At 48.6% G+C, this 17476-nt stretch carries 14 protein-coding genes, 1 tRNA gene and 1 pseudogene; 12 read left to right on the forward strand and 4 right to left on the reverse strand.

Annotation, left to right across the window (positions count from 1 at the left end; genetic code table 11):
- Positions 1 to 195: 195 nt before the first annotated feature.
- On the reverse strand, positions 196 to 975 hold the full coding sequence (locus OCH80_RS09335; RefSeq protein ID WP_404540330.1) for a LytR/AlgR family response regulator transcription factor: 780 nt from the start codon (positions 973 to 975) through the stop codon (positions 196 to 198).
- On the reverse strand, positions 975 to 2276 hold the full coding sequence (locus tag OCH80_RS09340; RefSeq protein ID WP_404540333.1) for a sensor histidine kinase: 1302 nt from the start codon (positions 2274 to 2276) through the stop codon (positions 975 to 977). Before OCH80_RS09340 ends, OCH80_RS09335 begins: the two co-directional genes overlap by 1 nt.
- 180 nt (positions 2277 to 2456) lie before the next feature.
- On the opposite strand from OCH80_RS09340, the gene OCH80_RS09345 reads away from it, so the two are divergent.
- From OCH80_RS09345 to OCH80_RS09370, 6 genes are all read left to right on the forward strand, one after another.
- Positions 2457 to 2618, forward strand: a complete 162-nt coding sequence (locus OCH80_RS09345; RefSeq protein WP_404540336.1) for a hypothetical protein — start codon at positions 2457 to 2459, stop codon at positions 2616 to 2618.
- On the forward strand, positions 2615 to 4324 hold the full coding sequence (locus OCH80_RS09350; RefSeq protein ID WP_404540339.1) for an ABC transporter ATP-binding protein: 1710 nt from the start codon (positions 2615 to 2617) through the stop codon (positions 4322 to 4324). The genes OCH80_RS09345 and OCH80_RS09350 overlap by 4 nt, the downstream gene beginning before the upstream one ends.
- A 6-nt stretch (positions 4325 to 4330) precedes the next feature.
- On the forward strand, positions 4331 to 6832 hold the full coding sequence (gene lanKC, locus OCH80_RS09355; protein WP_404540342.1) for a class III lanthionine synthetase LanKC: 2502 nt from the start codon (positions 4331 to 4333) through the stop codon (positions 6830 to 6832).
- 19 nt (positions 6833 to 6851) lie between these two features.
- The gene (locus OCH80_RS09360) at positions 6852 to 7028 is read left to right on the forward strand and encodes a hypothetical protein (RefSeq protein WP_404540345.1); all 177 of its coding nucleotides are present in this window, start codon (positions 6852 to 6854) and stop codon (positions 7026 to 7028) included.
- 370 nt (positions 7029 to 7398) lie between these two features.
- Positions 7399 to 8979 carry an ATP-binding cassette domain-containing protein gene (locus OCH80_RS09365; protein ID WP_404540348.1) on the forward strand — a complete coding sequence of 527 codons (1581 nt, stop codon included), beginning with the start codon at positions 7399 to 7401 and terminating at the stop codon, positions 8977 to 8979.
- Complete coding sequence (locus tag OCH80_RS09370; protein ID WP_404540350.1) at positions 8969 to 10543, forward strand: ATP-binding cassette domain-containing protein; 1575 nt, start codon at positions 8969 to 8971, stop codon at positions 10541 to 10543. The genes OCH80_RS09365 and OCH80_RS09370 overlap by 11 nt, the downstream gene beginning before the upstream one ends.
- Positions 10544 to 10637: 94 nt before the next feature.
- Here OCH80_RS09370 and OCH80_RS09375 read toward each other — a convergent pair whose 3' ends face one another.
- The gene (locus tag OCH80_RS09375) at positions 10638 to 11057 is read right to left on the reverse strand and encodes a hypothetical protein (protein ID WP_404540353.1); all 420 of its coding nucleotides are present in this window, start codon (positions 11055 to 11057) and stop codon (positions 10638 to 10640) included.
- Between the two features lie 214 nt (positions 11058 to 11271).
- Here OCH80_RS09375 and OCH80_RS09380 point away from each other — a divergent pair.
- The 5 genes and pseudogenes from OCH80_RS09380 (at position 11272) to OCH80_RS09400 (ending at position 14908) form a co-directional block, all read left to right on the forward strand.
- Positions 11272 to 11344 (forward strand) — tRNA-Thr (locus OCH80_RS09380).
- Positions 11345 to 11645: 301 nt separating this feature from the next.
- A pseudogene (locus tag OCH80_RS09385) lies at positions 11646 to 12427 on the forward strand (nucleoside phosphorylase).
- Positions 12428 to 12439: 12 nt separating this feature from the next.
- Positions 12440 to 12796 carry a DUF6176 family protein gene (locus OCH80_RS09390; protein ID WP_404540356.1) on the forward strand — a complete coding sequence of 119 codons (357 nt, stop codon included), beginning with the start codon at positions 12440 to 12442 and terminating at the stop codon, positions 12794 to 12796.
- A gap of 709 nt (positions 12797 to 13505) precedes the next feature.
- Positions 13506 to 14144, forward strand: a complete 639-nt coding sequence (locus OCH80_RS09395) for an ATP-binding cassette domain-containing protein (protein ID WP_404540359.1) — start codon at positions 13506 to 13508, stop codon at positions 14142 to 14144.
- On the forward strand, positions 14141 to 14908 hold the full coding sequence (locus OCH80_RS09400) for an ABC transporter permease (RefSeq protein WP_404540362.1): 768 nt from the start codon (positions 14141 to 14143) through the stop codon (positions 14906 to 14908). The genes OCH80_RS09395 and OCH80_RS09400 overlap by 4 nt, the downstream gene beginning before the upstream one ends.
- Positions 14909 to 15238: 330 nt before the next feature.
- Here the strand turns inward: OCH80_RS09400 and OCH80_RS09405 are convergent, their stop codons facing one another.
- On the reverse strand, positions 15239 to 16387 hold the full coding sequence (locus tag OCH80_RS09405) for a GH25 family lysozyme (RefSeq protein ID WP_404540365.1): 1149 nt from the start codon (positions 16385 to 16387) through the stop codon (positions 15239 to 15241).
- Between the two features lie 347 nt (positions 16388 to 16734).
- On the opposite strand from OCH80_RS09405, the gene OCH80_RS09410 reads away from it, so the two are divergent.
- The gene (locus tag OCH80_RS09410) at positions 16735 to 17256 is read left to right on the forward strand and encodes a GNAT family N-acetyltransferase (RefSeq protein ID WP_404540368.1); all 522 of its coding nucleotides are present in this window, start codon (positions 16735 to 16737) and stop codon (positions 17254 to 17256) included.
- Positions 17257 to 17476 lie beyond the last annotated feature (220 nt).

Below are 17476 nucleotides of genomic sequence, written 5' to 3' on the forward strand. Positions count from 1 at the left end.
TGTGATTCCATTAGTCCAAACTAAAATACACATCTGCACACATTTTTTACAGCTGACTAATGTTAGAATCAATGAATAAAATCGTTAGAGTAAAAGAAAGGGAATCCTAGCGAAAGCAGCAACTTGGATTGCCCCAGGGGTAAGGGCTGTTGCATATTGGGACTGCGAGTTAGGTTAAATACAAAAAAGAGCTGATCACGGCTCTTTTTTTGTGGCATTCAATTTTAGCATGATTGACCGCCGCCGCCGGACGGCTACGGAATGGGCAACGCCTTGATCAAAATAGGCGATGCCCTTTTTTTCGTCGTAATTTTGTACTGCATCCAGATTTATTAGACTTTGCCGGTCGGCTAAGACCAAACTCGGATACCGCTTTTCATAATCCTTGAGCGTGCCCAGGCAATCGAAAATTCTATTTTTCGCGTAAACGCGCAGGGTCTTGTACTTTTTCGGCTGAATGCTGATGTAATAGAGGTCAGCAAGGGGAATCTTCTCAACGAAATTGCGAATCTTGCTGTAGGTAAAATAGCTCGTCTGATTTGCTGAGCCCATAGTCAGCCGGTACCGCTTATACGCGGTATCGACCGTTTCATGGATTCTTTGCTGAATTTGCTCGGGGGCTGAGTCTTTGGTGATGTAGTCCAATGGCTCAACGTGTCGTTCAATGGTCAGGCGCAAGGCTGTCGCGTCGGCGGTGACAAAGACGATTTGGCTCAAAATGCCGATGTTTTTGATGCGGCTGGCGACCTCAATACCATCGAGGCTTGTCTTTAAGTCGATATCTAAAAAAGCCAGGTAGTTAAGGTCTTGATGCTGCTCAATGTAGGCCAATACGTCGCGGGGCTTGCCAGTACTCAAGACGACGCGGGCGTCATAAGCATCTGGCGTCTCGTTGATCTGAATTCTGTTTTCAATCATTTGCTGAATGATTTCGCGTTCAGCAGCGTTATCTTCCAAAATGATGATGGCTAGCATTATCTGTCGGATCCCTTCTGAATTACTAGTTCAAATGAAATTTCGCTGGCGTTTTGCTCAATCTCCAAGGACAAAGCCGGGTCGCTGTTAACGATTTCGTTGACGTTATCAAGCCCTAGCCCGTCATGATTCTGTTTGCTTGTTACCCTTGGCTTTAGAATCCTGGCGATGTTGACTGGCTGGGAAATGGTATTTTGCACGATCAGGGAATAGTTATTGCCCGAATATTTGGTCAGCAAGACGTTAATTCGCGCGTTTGTCTGTGATTGGCAGGCTTCAGTCGCATTGTCCAAAAAAATGCCAACGCAGCGAATGATGTTCACGATATTTGCAGGCAGAGCAGCAATTGGCTTGTTGATCTCAACTTTGGTCTGGATGCCCTGATCCTGGGCCTGCTGCAGCTTATCGATGATCAGGTATTTCAGTTCTTTGATTTGCAAGTTGGCCAATTCCAGAGTCATTGAATTGGCGGCTTCTTGCAGGCGTTTGTTGTCAGCGACTAGCTCTTCAAGGTACTCGCGGGCCCCGGCGACGTCGGCAGTCAGCAGGTAGCCGTTTAGCGCCAGGAGGCTGTTTTTGTAATCGTGCCGCGCCTTGCGCAAGGCAATGTTTGCCTCTTCCAAGCGGGCGGAATATTCCTGAATCTGCTGGATTTCCGCTTTTTGAATCCGCGTGGCCATAATTTCCTGATTTTCTTGAATTGCCTGGTAAAGATTGAAAAAGAGGACCGTAATCAGCAAAAGCACGATAAGCATCAAGCCTAGTTCTACCGAGGAAGCGATGTCGAATACTTCAATCATGGTCCAAATCGCGTAGGTGACCAGCAGGAAGGACCAAACGATCCAGACCAGCAAGTTTAAAAACTGGGGATTAGCGTTGATGTCAGCGGCAATTTTTTTCAGATTTAAAGCAAAGTGCTGTTTCAAAAGGTAAAAAAGCAGGCAGATCAAGATTTCTGGAATGAAACAGACCAAGTTGATAGCCAGGTGATCGAGCAGGTGGTGGGTAAAAGAGTAGGCCAGCAGCTGGACGAGCCAGCCGAAGAGCTCACCCAGGATGGGGTACAGGATCAAGACCAAATAATAGAAAAAGAGCCTGCTCAAGATGTTGACCCGTCCGCGCGCAAAAAGCTGGGAGATTAATTGCACGGCAATGATGACCGCCAGGACATATTGGTAGCCAAAGAGTACCGGGAGCAGCAACAGAGGATAAAGGAGCAGGTCAGACCGCCTTACGCTGGCAAGGGTAAAGGCTAGAAGGACCGAGAAAAGGTACGGGTTAAAAGCGAGATTGTTGATCATTTTATTTTTCCCTAAAAATACGTGCGTCATTGAATGGCTGTTAGCTATATTAAAGCAGCCCATAGCAAAGTGCAACGGCCGTGACGCTCAAGGCTTGAAATTCAACGCTCAAAATCTTTTTTTCAAAACAAGCTGGAAAAGCATATAACAGGAAACATAGATTTTAAGGGAGGCGATCTTATGGAAAATTACATTTTGATGATTGAAAAAGAACTGAGCCAGGCCTTTAAGGAATTGGAGCAGCCAAGAAGCAAGCATTGGAATTGGCACAATTCCTACAGCCACATCAGCATTATGTGTCCAAACAGCAGCAGCCACTTTTCGATTCACGTTAAGCCATGAAGCTGTTGAGGATCACGCCGCGCTTGCTGGGCGGCATCCTGCTAAGCATAATTGCCAGTTTGCTGAATTTGGGGCTTCCCCTGCTGGTTCGCCATTTTATTAACCTTAAGCAGTTCGCCTGGTCAGGCCTTTCTAAAAAAGTCTTGCCGCTGGGCGGGGGGATCCTTATTGGCAACCTCCTGATCAGCACGCTGAGCGATTACTTGATCAGCAGCGAGGGTGACCGGCAAGTCCGCCAGCTGCGCCTGCGTCTTCAAAAGCAGGTCCTGCGCTTGCCGCAGAAATATTTTGACCAGCAGATCAGCGGCAATTTGACTAGCCGGATCATCAACGATGTCAACGTACTGAGAAGCTTTTTGACCGAAACGATCCCGGCAACGGTGACGGGCAGCTTGACTATCTTGGGCACGATGCTCATCACCTTCTCTTTGGACTGGAAGCTGACCCTGCTCATGCTGCTGGTCTTTCCTATTGACGGACTGGTAACCGTTCCTTTAGGAAAAATTAGCGAAGTGATCGCTGACCAAACCCAAAGCAGCCTGGCTGCTCTGACCGGGGTCACTAGTGAGAGCATCAAGCAGATCAAGACCGTTAAATTGAATAACGCGGAGAGTGACGTGCTTGCCAAAAATGCCAGGGAGATCAACCAGCTCTACAGCCTGTCCCTGAAAGCCGACCGCATTGTGGCCGTGATTGGCCCCTTGCAGTCGATGCTGTCTTTTTGCTTGATCATGGCCGTAGTCCTTTATGGGGCGATTAGGGTGAAAACCGGTACGCTGTCAACTGGGACCTTGGGGGCCTTTATGATGTACTTCTTTCAAATTATTGGCCCAATCAACAATGTCGCGCTCTTTTACTCTGACAGAAAGCAAATGCTGGGGGCCACGCGCAAGATCAGCGAAATCATTAATGAAGCTGCTGAAGAGACGGCTGGCAAGGAGCAGCGGGCCGTCGCGCGAGGCAGCAGCCTGCTGAAGCTTGATCAGGTCAGCTTCGCCTACCAGGATCTGCCAGTCCTGGAAAAGGTTAATTTAGCAGCCAGAAGCGGCGAAAAAATTGCCCTAGTTGGCGCGACGGGGGCCGGCAAGAGCACTTTGGCCAACGTCATCACGCGCTTATATCCAATTGACGCGGGCCGGATCAGTTTAAACGGCCAAGCCAGCACGGATTTTTCCCTGCGCCAGTGGCGCGGCTTTTTCAGCGTCGTGCTCCAGGAGAACACTGTTATCTCGGGAAGCATCCGCGATAATTTGACCCTGGGCTTAAACAGGAAAGCGCCGGATCAGGAACTCTGGGAGGCTTTGGCGATGGTGCGTTTGGAGGAATACGTGAAAAAATTGCCGAAAGGGTTAGACAGTCTGCTGGGCGAGAACGGGGCGCGGCTCTCCGGCGGACAAAGACAGCGGCTGCAGATTGCCCGGGCTTGCCTGCGCGATTTTAAGTTTCTGATTTTAGATGAGGCAACGTCGAGTTTGGACGCGGACACCGAGAAAATCATCATGACTGCTTTGGATCAATTAAGGCGGACCAAGAATTGCGGCCAGATTACGATTGCTCACAGATTGGCGACGATCGTTAATAGTGATCGGATCTACTTTATTAAAAATAAAACGGTTATTGCCAGTGGCAGTCATGATGAACTGATGGAGCAAGTTCCTGACTACCGCCGCTATGTCCATGAACAGCAAGTTAGAGAAAAGAGCTGAAGCGCGATGCTGGAAGAGCAAGTAAAGTATTTGGCCGCCGCCCGAAACCTGGACAGTTTGTTCTATACCTGCCAAAAGCGGGAACAAGAGCACCTGTTTGTTTTGAAAAAGAAGCCTGACGGGCGCTGGCTTGATAAAAAGACCGCCAATTGGCATTACGTCTTATATGAGCCTGATAAATTGCCGGTGCAGGGGTGGAAGATTCACCTAAGCGCCACGGTCAAGCAGGCCCAGGGGATGCTGGATGCCGTAGCGCCATGGCTGATCAAGCAGAAAGTTTCTTTTAAATTTCAAAGCAGCCTGGAACAATGCATTGAGGCCAATTCCAAGTATGCCGACCGCGGGGAAAGCGGCAAGTTTATCACGATTTATCCGCGCGGCGCGGCCGAGTTTGCTGACCTGTTGCCAAAGCTGCGGCAGCTGACGGCGCCTTTTGACCTGGGACCATATATTTTGAGCGACCAAAATTGGCAGGAAAGCAACGTGTATTTCCGCTATGGCGGCTTTAAGCCGGTTTACCTGGATACTGCTGCTGGTGAGCGGGTGCCGGCGATATATGATCCGGCCGGAAACAAGCTGGCAGACCAGCGCTTGCCTTATTATCAGCAGCCGGATTTCGTCGAAGATCTGCCAATTTTTGAAAAAAATACTTTCCCAAAGCAGGCAACTTTCGCCCCATTGGTCAAGTATCAAGTCACGGAAGCCCTGCATTTCAGCAACGCGGGCGGGGTTTATTTGGCCGTGAATGAAGGCCAAAAGGTAGTCTTGAAAGAGGGACGCCAGCAGGCAGGCTTGGATGCCAACCTGAAGGATGGCTTTAGCAGAGTCGTAAATGAAGCCAAAATTTTGCGTCAATTGGCGGATCTGCCAGGCGTGGTGAATTGCCGCGCGGATTTTAGCTCATGGCGCCACCACTTTTTGGTGGAGGAGTACATTGAGGGGCAAAGTCTGGAAGAGCTTCTGGCGACGGAATTTCCGTTTGTGCTTGGAGACACTGGCAAACGGACCCGGTACAAGGCTAAGGCCATCAAGATTTTGCGGCAGCTGAAAGAGCTTTTGGACCAGATTCATGCCCGCGGCCTTGCCGTTGGCGACTTGTCCTTAAGCAATATCCTGGTCACGGAAGACGGGCGCGTCCGCCTGATTGACCTTGAAAATGCCGGCGGCGCCATGGAAAAGTATGTTCCTGGCCTGACGACGGTTGGCTTTGTATCAATGGGCGCTAAGACCTTTGCCGAAGCAGATGATTTTGCCTTGATGCGGATTGCCAACTATCTTTTCCTGCCGGTTATCCCGGTGGCTGATTTGGCACCGGACATAATTTCCAAGCAGCAGAAATGGATTGGCGCCTATTTTGGCCAGGACACGGTCCAGTTTTTGCAGAAAATTGCCGGCAGCCCGCGCCAGTCAGCGCCAATTTTTCTAAAAAAGCCGCTGACCGTTCCAGCGAAAGACTTAAGCCGCCAGACCGTGGACTATTTCGTGTCGGGCTTAAGCAGGGGCATTTCGCGGCATTTGCGCTATGACCAGTTGGCTTTGGTGCCAAATCTGGTTGAGGAAAATGCCGATCCCATGGAGCTGCTGAGCTTAGCCCACGGAGCTGCGGGCATCTTATGGGCTGCCAGCCAGCAGGCAGACCTGCGGGACTGGGTTGCCAGCAATCAGGCAGAGATAATCGGGATTGCCAAAGAGACCAAGTCGCTAGGCCTGTTCAATGGCATCAGCGGCTTGGCGAATGTCTTGGATCAGCGGAATTTTCCAGCCTTAGCCAAGCAATTGCGGCAGATCCTGCGGCAAAAAGCTGCTCCAGATATGGCTGATAATTCGCTGGCTACGGGCTTGAGCGGGATCACTCTGACTTTGCTGGAAGATGATCCTGGGCTAAGCGGGAAAATCGCGGAAAACTTGCTTGCCCGCTGGCGGCAGGTCGACTTTAACAATTTCGCGGATGAGGATGTAGGTCTATTGACTGGTTGGGGTGGCGTAAGCTGGCTTTTCTGGCGGCTAGGGCAAAAGAAGGCCGCGGAAGAGATCCTCGTGCGGATTTTGCGCGAGCACGCCAAGGGGACAGACGAGCTAGCCATTACCGATCAATCGCGCGGCTTTGAGAGACTGATTCCATATTTGGAAAATGGGACTTTTGGCTTGGCTTTGTTGATGCATAAATTCATGAGGGAGGACCCGGCTTTTAGGCAGAAATATCAGCTTTTGTTTGATAAATTGAAAAAGTCCTGCCTAAGCTATTGCACCTATATGGAGACGCTGGTATCGGGCTATAGCGGCGTATTGCCGCTGGCCAAGTCTTTGGCTGGGGATGGCGACTATGAGATGCTGGATTATGCTTTAGCTGCTTTGAACCAGTATTTAGTCGCCAATAATGATGAAATTTTGGCACCTGGCAAATATGGCTACAAGCTGAGCTTGGATTTTTCAACTGGGAGTGCTGGATTGTTGACCTTGCTAAAGGATTTGCGGCAAGGCGACGAGTTCAGCTGGCTGCCGGTTTGACAGGCAAGGAGGCAGACGCATGAGCAACGTTATTTTGGATTTCGAAAAATTGGTCGAAAGGAGAGCCCGGCATTTGGCGCGTGAGCAAAAATACCGCGGGCAGATCACTCCAGCCAGCAATGTGAGCATCTTTTGCACGGGTCATGACGTCAATAATTTTGAGATTGGCGATATTCTTTACCACCTGTTTAAATAACTGCCGGAAAATGGCATTCGCGCGAATAAAAATCCCACGAAAGTGGGATTTTGGTTTGTCAGCGTTAGAAGTCGATTCTTAGAAAAAATCAAAAAACAGCCAATAGAATATCAACTGTTTTTTATTAATTTTTCATTAGAAAATATTGACTTTCTCATTTAACGTTACTAACATAAACAGCGTAAACATTATTACATCTGATCAAACAGAGAAGAGATGAGACTAAAGTACTTTGAACTTGGCAATTCGAAATCGTTTGGCGTAAGTTTTGCGGTACAAGAGAGTCTGATCGCTGGCGTCAAGCACGAAACGCGTTTGGCGCCTTTTAATTTGTCAGCTCTTAAGGATTCACGCGGCAAGGAGGAGTAAAGTGTTAAAACTATGGCTGAAAGCTAATCGGCCGCGAGCGTTCGCTTTGGCGGCCATCAGCGTTGTGTTTCAAGCGATGTCAGCCTACAGTCTGTATTTGATCAGTCCGCAGCTGAACAGCTTGATTGGTGGAAATTTCGCTTGGCTTTTGCGTCTGGCCCTGCTGAAACTGGCGCTGGATTTATCCGGCAACCTGCTTTTGGCAGTCAACAGCTATTTGTTCAGTCAGCAGAGCCAAGAAGCGATTGATGGTTACCGGCAAAAAAGGCTGCGGGGCTGCTATGAAGGCGATGAGCAGTGGAAGCCGGCAGACGTGCAGAACGACTTGGTCAATAATTTGCAAGTGATCAACCAAGATTATTGGCAAAGCATCTTCTATTTCGTCAATAACGTGCTGTACGCGTTTTTCGTCAGCGTGGCAATTCTTTCTTTTAATTGGCAACTGGTGCTCTGTGCCTGGGTGATTGCCCTGGTGGCGCTTTTCGTGCCAAAGCTGTTTGAAGAAAAAAGCAGCACGGCGACGGAAAGCGCGGCCCTCTGCAATCAAAAGTACCTGCAGGCCTTGGAGCAGTGGCTGTCAGCGATTGAAGAGCTGCGGCGCTTCTCTTTGAAAAAGATCCTCTGCCAAAAGCTGGGCCAGGACAGCCGGCAATTGGAAGACGCCCGCGTCAGCCGGCAGGGCTGCCTGTCAGTCGCGGGATTCGCGCAAGAGGTCGTTGACGACTTGGGAATCGTTGGCGTGCCATTTCTCGCGGGTCTGCTGTACTTCAAAGGTCAGGTGGCCTTTGGGGCGATTATTGCCGCTGGCTACTTGGCCAATGGCGTCTTCAGTTCCTTGCAAGAAGCCTTTTCAGCCTATATTTCAGCAAAAGCAACGACCAAACTGAACGAAGCCATGCTGGGAAAACTGAAAGTTCAGCCAAGTTCGCGGACTGAAGAAGCCCAGATGATTATCGGCCGGGGCTTGGAGCTGAACTTTGGCGGCCAGGTGCTTAAATACCCTGACTTTACCATCAAAGCCGGGGAGAAGGTCTTGATTGCCGGCCCAAGCGGCTGCGGCAAGAGCAGCCTGTTGAAGCTGCTTTTGGGCCAGGTCAAGCCCAGTCAAGGCAGTCTGACCTTTTTGAATTCACAGGGAAAGGAAATCCCTAATCCGGCCCGGTCGTTTGAATATTTGCCGCAAGAGGGCTGGATTTTCCCGGGAACGATTGCTGACAATCTCACCATGTATGATTCCAAAAAGCAGGGCGAATTGGCGGAGGTCCTGAAAAAAGTTGGCCTGGAGCGGGACTTCCCCAAGGCAGCTGACCTCGACCGTGAAGTCAGCCCGCGGCAGGCGGACTTATCCGGCGGGCAGAAGCAGAAGATCTTTTTAGCCCGCAGTCTGCTGTACGCGAAGAAGGTGTCCTTAATGGATGAGCCGCTGAGTGCTCTGGACCACGACAGCCGGCAAAAAATTCTGCCGCTCCTGCTGAAGCGGCCGCAGACTTTGCTGTTTGTCGGTCACAATTTGACCGCGGACGAGCGGCGGCAATTCGATCAAGTGATCAGTCTGAAAGAAGGGGAAGATTTTGCGAATTAAGGATTTGTTTCGGCTTAATCCTGGCCGCTTTGTGGCGTTGCTGGCGGCCCGGGCCTTGACGGCCCTGCTGACGACGTGGGCGGCTTTTGCCTTGACCTGGGAGTTCAGCGCGATAAAAGGCCGGCATCTGCAGCAGTTTCTGCTGTTTACGGGCCTGCAGCTGCTCTTGCTGCTGCTTGGCAGTCTGCTGGACCAAGCGGCGGACTATTTTTGGGAATTGCATTTGGAAAAGTATTTTCACCAGATCCGCCAGGAGGTTCTGGCCCATGCCTATGCTGAACCGGCTGGGACTAAGGAGAATCTGCAAAGCGAATTGACCAATGACCTGGAAATGCTGAAAGAGCAATATGCCGATTCCATCGGCAGCATCGTGCACTCAGCCGTGCTGCTGGGCCTGGTAGGCTGTTCTTTGGCTGCTTTTCGCTGGAGTCTGCTCTTGCTGGTCTTGGTCGTAAGCGTCTTGCAGATGTACCTGCCCCGCGTGCTTGACGGCCCCCTGCAAAGGGCGACTGACCGGATTTCCGCCAGCAACCGCCGTTACCTGCAGACCTTGGCTGACTGGCTCAGCGGCCTAGACACCCTGCGCCGCTACGCGGTTGGTGAGGAATTCTTGAAAATCGTCCACGTTGATGCTCGGGAACTGGAGACGGCCTACGTGAAGGAGCAGAAAGCCGACCAGGAGCTGGATTACCTCAATCAAGCCATCTATTCATTGGGCAACATGCTGATCTTCCTGCTGACGGCTTATCTGGTCGCGCGGGGGCAGCTGGAATTTGGCCTGATCGCTTCGGTCAACGACTTCAGCCTGTATCTCTTTGGCTCTTTGATGAATATCGCCAATTACCGCGGGCAGCTGGTTGCCAGCCGCGGCTTGCGGGAAAAAATCCTCGCCTTGCGGGCTCCGCTGGTCCGGCAAGAACAGCCGGGTGAAGCTCCAGCAGCTTTTGCAACCAAGGACCTGCGGCTGACTTTTGCCAATGGACATGAAATCAAGTATCCGGACATCAAGATCAAGCCCGGTGAAAAAGTACTCTTGACTGGGGCTAACGGCAGCGGCAAATCAACCTTGTTCAAGCTGCTGATGGGGGAAGTCGCGGCCAGCAGCGGCCAGATCAACTTTTTTGACCAAGATGGAAAAAAGGTCACCCCTGATCGGTCAAAAATTGGCTATTTGCCCCAGCAGGCCATCCTGTTGCCAGCCAGCGTCATGAACAACATTACCATGTTTGACCCGGCACTCGCGTCCGCGGCTAAGGCCAGCGCTGCTGACGTTCAGCTGACTGAGGCGGTCAGCGGCTGGCCCCAAGGGCTGGAAACGCCGGTTGACCTGGTGGGGGACAACCTGTCTGGCGGTCAGAAGCAGAAGGTGGTTTTGGCGCGCGCGGAAGTGCACAGCAGCCAGTTGCTTTTGATCGATGAAGGGACCAGCGCGATTGACCAAGCGGCCAGCCAGGCGATCTTGCATGAGCTGCTTAAGTCCAAGCGGACGGTGGTCCTGATCGCGCACAACCTGCCCGCAAAAGAGCGGGCCCTGTTTGACCGCGAGCTTGCCTTGACAGCCTAAGCACTTTTGCATGAGAAAAAGGCTGCATTATCTCACATTACAGAGAGTGAGTTAATGCAGCCTTTTGTTTGCAAAAATTAAGACGCTAATATTTTCAGGGAACGATCAGGTAGACGGCCACGTCGGCGGCGCAGATGGCCAGAACGACCCAGCTCAGCCAGTAAAAGATGGTGGCGTCAGCGCGGTCAGTAAAGGTCAGGTAGACCAGGCCGCTGGCCAGCAGGGCAAAATTAAGTCGGTCCAGAGGATCAAAAGTGGGATTTGGATAAAAAATAGCCACGGCCAGAATGAAAAGGGCCACGGGAACCGTCAGCCAAGGGTTGATCCAAGGTCCGGCCCACAGGCCCACGAAGGCCAGAAACGCGCACGCGAAAAAGGCGATGCCCAATGGCCGCTCATTTGGAGGAATTATCAGCGGCGTCCCCCAGCCGCCAGCCATGTCGTAAAAAGACAGCAGAACCGCGAAGCAGAGCAGCAGGCGGCTCGCGCTGGCTTGAAATAGTTTCGATTTCATACCTTTTTGGTTATCCCTTCAGTTAGTGCAATTTAAAGTTACCTAACTATTTAACAGACTTTCAATAAACACGATCTAACTATACTTAAATGCTAGCGCTCAGGTCCAGTTAAGTCAATTAACGTCCGCGATTTTTGCAACTTTTTTGCCAAAAGGGCTTGCGCTTCCAGTGAAAAAGTGGTTAAATTAATAAATGTGTTAAGGCACATGAGTTGCTGACTTAGCTCAGTTGGCAGAGCACTTCACTAGTAATGAAGGGGTCGGAGGTTCGAATCCTCTAGTCAGCATTATAAAGATTCATTTAAATTGATTAACCTTGATTTATCAACGTTTTACGAAGATAAGTTAAGGTTAATTTTTTTGCGTAAAGAAAAATGGTGCACACTAAGTGCACTCTGTTAATTTGTTAAAGTGTAATTTTTGCACGCGGTTTTTTGAGAGCGGAACAATGATCAAAAATAATAAAAGACCCTTACCTACGAGAATGTAGGTAAGAGTCTTTTTGTTTAAAAATAGTATTGAAAATTAAATACATATAAGATAATATTTAATACAATATTCAAGCTTTATGAAAGAGGACGGAGTGCAATGACAGAAGAGACTTTTATTTTAGACTTTGATAATAATCAACATTCAGTACTTGAACCCAATTTTGAACAGTTACCTTATAAATTTCATTCAAGATTACTTTATGCGTTTGTACCAGAAGATGAAATAAATAAATTTTTGAAAAAGTATCCTCATAAAGTTATAGGAAATTTTAAAACTATTTCATTTCGACCTTCTATTTATGAAGTAGAGATAGATAATGAATACTTTACTTTGTGTCAAGCTCCTATGGGAGCACCAGCAGCAGTAAAATTATTAGATTGGTTGATAAATTATGGTGTTAAGCAAGTTTTGGCGTTTGGAAATGCCGGAGCTTTGAATAATCTTCCAGAAAATTCAATGTTTATACCTATAAAGGCTATTAGAGATGAAGGAATGTCATTTCATTACATGAAACCAGGAAAATTTGTTAATTTAAAATCTGATTATTTAACAAAAGTTGAAAATATAGCAGATGATTTGGGTTATTCATGTGATGAAATTATTACGTGGACTACAGATGGTTTCTTTCGAGAAACACCAAAAAAAGTAGCACAATTTCGACAGTTAGGTGCTTCTACAGTCGAGATGGAATGTTCAGCTCTTGGTGCGTGTGCTCAATTCAGAAAACGTGTGCTCAATTCAGAAAAATCGATTTTGCTCAGATCCTTTTCACAGGAGATACTTTAGCCAATATGGATAATTACGATCGACGTAATTGGGGAAGAAGTTCTTACAGTGTTGGACTTGAAATTGGTGCTAACATTTTAATTAAAATATAAAGGAGAAAAGTTATGACTAGAATTGAATTAACACGTTTTAGAATCAAAAAGGGTAAAGAAGAAAAGGCTCAGGAATGGATGGACTTTCTCAACAGTCATCATGAAGATACTGTAGGTACGATGGATGCAGAAAAAATGTTTGTTGAAACAGTTTTTGCTGAAAAAGCAGAAGATGGATGTATGTATTTCTACTGGTATTCTATTCAGGGTGAAGGTGGTCAGCCTGTAGAAGAATCAGAAAATTATATTGATAAAAAGCATAATGAATACTGGGACGAATGTATCGATGAAACATATAAACCAGTTGATATGAGATTGGAAGAAAGTTTAATTGCTCCAAATATCAATAAAATTGTTAATAAAAAATAGCCGTCCGAAGACGACTATTACTTGTTTTTAGTAACTTTTAAAAACTTCATCTTTTAATTAAGATGAAGTTTTTTTAATTGCTCATCTTTATAAAAGTATTCAATGAAATGTATAGTAATTTAGCTAATATAATCTTGAAAAGCAGCAAGCATGAATTCATCTGCATTATTGTTTCTTAAATAGTTAAGGAAGAATTCTGAAAAGAGATGTCTAGTATTTGCTACTTGTAATATCAAATCATTTTCATCTGCTAGTTTCAATTCTAATTTCTTGAGATTACAAAACAGAAAGATTCAATTTTAGCCTTGTATTCTTTTAGAGTTTATATAAGCAGTTTACTAGGTAATGATAATCGCATATCTAATATGTATGCTTGCCAAAGAATGGGAAATACTATTCAAGTTTTTCTTTCAACATATGTGAAAGAAAATCGAGAATCCTATAAAGAGAATTCACAACTTTGGAACTGTTAGTTAAAAAATGCACTTTATTTGCACTTTGCAAGTAGTGTGTCTATTAGAAATATTGATATATCAAGGATGTTGACAGAAACCTCTGTGCTTCTAGTCAGCATAATTTAAACCGTCACCTGCAGGGTGGCGGTTTTTTTCTTGCCTAAAATCCTTCAAGCTTTTATAAAAAATGCTTCATCCGGTTTGAATTATAATGTAACGGTAGTATAAAAGTTGCAGAAATCAGGAGGAAGAAAATGGCAATTATTGAACTCAAGCAGGTGTCCTACCGGGCTGGTGGCCAGGAAATCCTACAGGCCGTTTCTTTTGCCGTGGAGGCGGGGGACTATCTCACCTTGACCGGGCCGTCAGGCAGCGGGAAAAGCACGACTTTGAAGCTGATCGCGGGCTTGATCTCGCCTAATAAGGGAGAGATTTTTTACAAGGGGCAAAATCTTGACAACCTGGACCTAGTCCAGTACCGCCGGCAGGTGTCCTACTGCTTCCAGCAGCCAACCTTGTTTGACGAAACGGTACGGGACAACTTGAGCCTGCCTTTTGCCATCCGCAAGCAGGCCTTTGACGAAAAGCGGGCCCAGGAGGCCTTGGAGCAGGTGGCCTTGCCAGCTGATTATTTGGACAAAAAGATCACCACCCTGTCTGGCGGGGAGAAGCAGCGGGTGGCGCTGATCCGCAACCTGCTTTTCCGGCCGGAAGTGTTGCTTTTGGACGAGGTGACGACCGGGCTGGATGAAGAGAGCAAGGAGATCGTCCACCAGCTGATCGCCCGGGTGCACCAGGAGGGGACCACGATCGTGCAGGTGACCCACGACCAAGAGGAGCTGGCCGCTTCCAAGCAGCTCCTGCATATGGAAAAAGGAGGAGTGCTGAAATGAAATCAATGGCTGTCAGCGATTTGTCATTAATCTTGTCTTTTGCCCTGGTCCTGGTGTCCGTGGCGATTTCCTGGAAGGAAAAGCTGGGCTTGACCAAGGATATTTTTTACAGCGTGGGCCGGGCTATCGTCCAGCTGGTCATCGTCGGCTACGTCTTGAAGTTCATCATGCAGGTCAACAATGCCATTTTGACCCTCTTGATGACTCTGTTTATCATTTTTAACGCGGCCTGGAACGCCAACAAGCGGGATCCCAACCCGAACCGCCAGCTCTGGCAGTCAATCGTGGCCCTCTTGATCGGGACTTACATCACCTTGGGCGTACTGCTGCTGACTCAGACGGTGAAGCTGAAGCCGATGCAGATCATTCCGATTACGGGGATGATCGCCGGCAATGAGATGGTGGCCATGGGCTTGTGCTACAAGGCTTTAGCCACGGGTTTTCACGACCAGCGCCAGCAGGTTTTGGAAAAAATCGCCCTCGGGGCTGACGTGAAGACGGCCAGCATGACCATCCTGCGGCGGAGCATCAAGACCGCCATGCAGCCGACGATTGACTCGGCTAAGACGGTGGGGCTGGTCAGCCTGCCGGGGATGATGTCCGGATTGATTTTTGCCGGCGTGGACCCGGTTTACGCCATCAAGTACCAGATCATGGTCACCTTTATGCTTTTGTCAGCGACTGGCCTGGGCGCCGTGATCGCGGGCTACCTGTCCTACCGCAATTACTTCAACAAGCGGAGCCAGCTGCGGGAAGAGGAGTAGCGATGCGTGCTTGTAAGAAGATTATGAAGTGGCTGGCAGGATTACTGTTAATCATAGCAGCAGGCTTGGTCTTCATAACTCTCCATTCGCGCTACTATAGTTATGGCATGATGATTTTTGGCGAGCATTCCGCGGCAGCAACTGAAATGTTTTGGGAAAGCAGGGGCAACGACTTAACTTAATAACCGAGAGGTGCTGGTTTGGCTCTGTCAAAAAATGCATTCAAATGGCTGAAAGATGAACCATGACGAAAAAAACATGACCCCGATTGAATATCGGAGTCATGTTTTAATTTATTCCAATTTTGGGAGCCTGTGCCTGATCAGGAAATTAGAAAGTACTCTTCAGGATGTAGCGACCCATGTTGACGCGGTAGTAGATCTTCTTGCCGATCTTGTGCTTGCCGCCGTAAACGGCAACTGATGAGCCCTTCTTCAAAGCGGCCATGTTCTTGACCTTCTTGCCCTTTGAGTTGTAGATCGTCGCGTTCTTCTTCAGCTTGTGACGGGCGCCGTCGATGTTGACGACTCTCAGGTATTGGTTGTTGGCAATCTTGTAGAAGGTGTACTTGCCGATCTTGACCATCCCGCCGAGGACGTAAACGTTGGTGTAGGCCTTCTTGTACTTCTTGGTCTTCTTGCCAGCTGAAGTGTAAACGTAAGACTTGACCATGATGAACTTCTTGGTCTTAGCCACAGGAGCTTGGGCTACAGGAGTCTTGCTTGATGAAGTCTTGCTCGTAGTTGCTTGACTGCTGATTGACAGCGGTAGGAGGGAAATGTTGCCGTCGACGTTCAGGCCGCGCCAGTTTTCAGTAAACTGCCAGATCAAAACCCCATTCATTGAAGGGAAGTTGGCGAAGTTTGGCGTGTCAATCCGGCCAGCGCTGGCGTAGGAAGCAACCCACAGTGAGTTAGGGTACTTCTTGACAACCCTGTTGGTGTTAATGTTGCTGTTGAGCAGGTAGGCGCCGGAGTAAAGCAAAGGTTGGAAGCCGGCGGCCTTGACCTTGTCCATGAAGGCGATGATGGCGCTGGTGTTGGAACTCTTGCTGCCGGAAGTGTAGTTGGCGCTGCTGGTTTCCCAGTCGCAGACCAGGTATGAGCCGCTAGGCACCTTTACAGCCTTGGCGCTGGAGATAGCGTAGTTGGCTTCGCTCTTGGCTCTGGATGAGTTGTTGCTGAAGTTGGCGAAGTGGTAGGCCATTGGCATCAAGCCGTTGGATTTGGCGCTGGCAACTTGGGACTTGGCGTTTGGGTTGCGGTAGCCGGTGCCTTCGCTGACCTTGACGATCGCGAATTGGGCGCCAGCCTTTTGGTAAGATGACAGGTTGGTTGATTGATAGCTGGAGACGTCAACCCCGTATGACCGGCGCTTGACGCTGGTCTTGGCAGCCGCGCTGGCTGAGCCGGCGAACAGGGTGACAGCCGCCGCAGCGGCGGTCAGGACTCCAACGAATTTGCTAGACTTGAATTTCATTGACACAGATGCTCCCGATAATTTAGATTTTTGATTATAAATTTTGGTCGTATTTAAATTTTTTCTGTTTTTGCAGATTGCAATTTTCATTATAGAAGAGTAATGTTACAAAAATTTAACACAATGTTTTCTAACTGGTTAAAAAATGCAGTGTAAGCGTTATTTTGTAAAGCGTGGCCAATTTCCACCTTGAAAAAAGACGCTTTCTGAAGATCATCTTGAGCAAATCATTGGTCAAAAAAGCTTTTTTCTTGTAAACTGGCCTCTTGTGAATCAAAGACGGCTGTCTAAATACAAGGCATAATTTTGCCGAAGACGGCATTAACGTAATGAAAGAAGGCATGTGGATGAAGATTAGAAAGGCAAACGCGGCGGATTTTGACAAGGTGATGGAAATTCTCCAGGACGGGCGCGCCCAGCTGGCGGAGCGCGGAATCGACCAATGGCAGGGCGACTACCCGAACCCGGACCATGTCAAGGAAGATATTGCCAATGGCTACGCTTATCTGGCCAAGGCTGACGACGGCGAAACGGTGGGCACCTTGTCTATCATTCCGGCGCCAGACCACTGCTATGACCAGCTGGACGGGGCGTGGCAGATCGACACTGACCAATACGTGACCGTGCACCGGGTCGCCATCCACTCCGACCACACCGGCCACGGCTACGCTTCCCAGCTCTACCAGGCCGTGATCGACTACTTCCAAAGCGGCTTGAGCGACATCAAGTCCGTCCGCGTCGACACCCACGAGGATAATCTGCCAATGCAGCACCTGATCCAGAAGTCCGGCTTCAAGCGGGTAGGGACCCTCCATGGCGTCTACCGGCCAAATGAGACCAGCTACGTCTACGAGCTGGTGACGGCCTAAGGGAAAAGCGGCAATTAACAAAGTGATAAGCATTTCTTAAGCAAAACGCTAAAAAGTGGTCATTATTTGTTCACGGGTGGCCGGTATGATAATAAGCATAGATCGAAGCCAAGCTTCAATCTATAACGCTTGAACTTGAATTTGATAGACTTCATAAATATGTAGCGCGCGGAAACCTTCGATTTCAATCGAGGGGGGAGCGCGCCTTTCTCCTTTCTAA

Source organism: Lactobacillus sp. 23-2 (assembly GCF_044902225.1).
Classification (GTDB): domain Bacteria; phylum Bacillota; class Bacilli; order Lactobacillales; family Lactobacillaceae; genus Lactobacillus; species Lactobacillus absianus.